Annotated in this window: 2 protein-coding genes and 1 pseudogene; all 3 read right to left on the bottom strand. The window is 64.1% G+C overall.

Translation table 11 applies throughout. The features are described from left to right. A pseudogene (mraY, locus tag EN949_RS34485) lies at window positions 1-450 on the bottom strand (phospho-N-acetylmuramoyl-pentapeptide-transferase); the annotation flags it as partial. 18 nt (window positions 451-468) lie between these two features. Further along, window positions 469-1,926, bottom strand: coding sequence for a UDP-N-acetylmuramoylalanyl-D-glutamyl-2,6-diaminopimelate--D-alanyl-D-alanine ligase (locus EN949_RS34480; protein WP_013530953.1), 1,458 nt, complete (start codon window positions 1,924-1,926; stop codon window positions 469-471). Beyond that, the coding region (locus EN949_RS34475) for a cyanophycin synthetase (protein ID WP_281039802.1) at window positions 1,923-2,624 on the bottom strand (702 nt) is incomplete at its 5' end. The genes EN949_RS34475 and EN949_RS34480, both read right to left, overlap by 4 nt.

Genomic DNA, 2,624 nt, shown 5'->3' with positions numbered 1-2,624 from the left:
GTGCATGATCACCCAGGCGGCGATGCCGGCGATGACGAATTCCAGCGCCAGCCGTGCCTTGCCGGAAAAGCCGAGATGCGACTGCTTGGTGACCTTCAGATAGTCGTCGTAAAAGCCGATCGAGCCGAAGCCCAGCGTCACCAGCAGCACCACCCAGACATAGATGCTCGACAGGTTCGCCCACAAAAGCGACGAGCCGATGATGCCCGACAGGATCATCAGCCCGCCCATGGTCGGCGTACCGGCCTTCTTGAAATGTGTCTGCGGCCCGTCGGCGCGGATCGGCTGGCCCTTGCCTTGCCGCAGCCGCAGCGAATTGATGATGGTCGGTCCAAAGATGAAGACGATCAGCGCCGACGTGATCAGCGCGCCACCGGTGCGGAAGGTGATGTAGCGGAAGACATTGAAGACCGAGACCTTGTCCGCAAAATCGACGAGCAGTGTGAACATGCGCTTTCGTCCCCCGACCTAGGTCTGTTTTCTGGCTGTCGATTCAGCCGGGAACTTGCCCAGCAGCGCATCGACCAGTTTTGCAAAACCGATGCCCTTCGACGATTTGATCATCACCACGTCACCCGGCTTGAGCGCGGCAAGCAGCACCGGCTTCAGCTCCTCGACACCGGCGCGGTATTCCGTCTTGATGTCAGCCGGCAGCGCTTCGGCCAGCGCCCGCATTTCCGGGCCGCCAAGAAAAACGGTCTGCGTGCCCGTGCCGACGATGAGATCGGCAAGGGCCGCATGCAGCTTGGTCGAATGGTCGCCGAGTTCGAGCATGTCGCCGAGCACGGCGATGCGGCGGCCCTCGCCCGTCACCGGCGTCGCGTTGAGCAACGCCATCGCAGCAGCCATCGATGCCGGATTGGCGTTGTAGCTTTCGTCGATCAGCGTGATCAGTCCACCGGGGTGGCTCGAAGTCGAACCACCGGGATGGCGCAGCACATGGCGCTTGCCGCGCCCGCGCTCGGCGGAGAGATCGGCCAGTGCTGAAGCAACCTTGTCGAGATCGGCGCCGACCAGATGCGCCGCACCCAGCACCGCCAGCACGTTCTGCACCATATGGCGACCGGGCGCGCCGATCCGCGCCGTCACTTCGTGGCCGCCGATCCTGGCGGTGATGTCGGAATGATCGGCATGCAGTTCGCATTTGGTGAGCTTGAAGGTAGAGCGCGCATTCTCGCCGAAGCCGTAGACGTGCTCGACACCGGCGGCATGGGCCATCTTGTCGAGCAGCTTGAATCGGGCATCGTCGCGGTTGAGGACGGCGGCCCCCTCGGGCTCCAACCCCTCGAAAATCTCGGCCTTGGCCTTGGCGATCTCGTCCAGATTACGGAAAAAGCCGAGATGCGCCGCCGCGATCATGGTGACGATGGCGACATGCGGCCTCACCATCTTGACCAGCGGACGGATCTCGTCGGGATGGTTCATGCCGATTTCAAACACGGCATAGTCGCAATCATCAGGCATCCGCGCCAAGGTCAGCGGCACGCCCCAGTGATTGTTGAAGGACTGCGCCGAGGCATGCACCTTGCCTACGGCTTGCAGCACATGGCGCAGCGCTTCCTTGGTGGTGGTCTTGCCGGCCGAACCGGTCACAGCGATGATTTTCGCGCTCGACCGGGCGCGCGATGCAACTCCAAGCTTTTCCAGCGCGACCAGCACGTCCTCGACGACGATGATCGGCGCTGTCAGCCGGCCGAGCGACGGCAGCTTGCCTTCGGCCACCACCAGCACGCCAGCGCCAGCCTTGATGGCGGCGGTTGCGAAGTCATGGCCGTCCATCGCCTCGCCCTTGATGGCGAAGAAGGCGTCGCCCGGCTGCAGGCTGCGGCTGTCGATCGAAATGCCTGAAATGCCATCCGGCATCGGCCCGAGCGGCCGCCCGTCCATGGCGGCAACCAGCGCTTCGGAGGTCCACAGCAAGCTCATGCTGCGCGCTCCGTGAGTGCCGCGCGGACTTCCTCATGATCGGAGAAATGCAAGGTCTCGGAGCCGATCGTCTGGCCTTCCTCGTGGCCCTTACCGGCCACGATCAGCGTGTCGCCGGCATGCAGCATGGCGACCGCTTCGTGGATCGCCTGGCGCCGGTCGCCGATCTCGATGGCACCTGGAGCAGCGGCCAAAATAGCGGCACGGATCGTTTCCGGCACTTCGGAGCGCGGATTGTCGTCGGTGACGATGACGACATCGGCAAGCCGCGTCGCGATTTCGCCCATGATCGGCCTTTTTCCCCGGTCGCGGTCGCCGCCGCAGCCGAACACGACGATGACGCGGCCGGTGGTGAACGGCCGCACCGAAGCCAGCACGTTTTCCAGCGCGTCCGGCTTGTGGGCATAGTCGACATAGACCGGCGCGCCATTGCCGGTGGTGCCGACGAGGTCGAGCCGGCCCGGCGCGCCCTTCAGTTTCTCCAACGCCATTAAGGCCTTGGCGACAGGTGTTCCCGTGGAAATGGCAAGACCCGCCGAAACCAGCGCATTCGAAATCTGGAAATCACCGGCCAGCGGCAGGTCGATCTCGTAGAGCACGCCGTCGGCCTCGACTTCGGCCCGCTGGCGGTGGCGTTCGTGCTCGACCCGTTTCAGCCTGAGGAAGTCGCCATGGCGGCCGACCGTCAGCACATTGAG

The organism is Mesorhizobium sp. M7A.F.Ca.US.007.01.2.1 (assembly GCF_003998165.1).
Taxonomy (GTDB): Bacteria; Pseudomonadota; Alphaproteobacteria; order Rhizobiales; family Rhizobiaceae; genus Mesorhizobium; species Mesorhizobium ciceri.
This window is presented reverse-complemented; position numbering and strand designations above follow the sequence as displayed.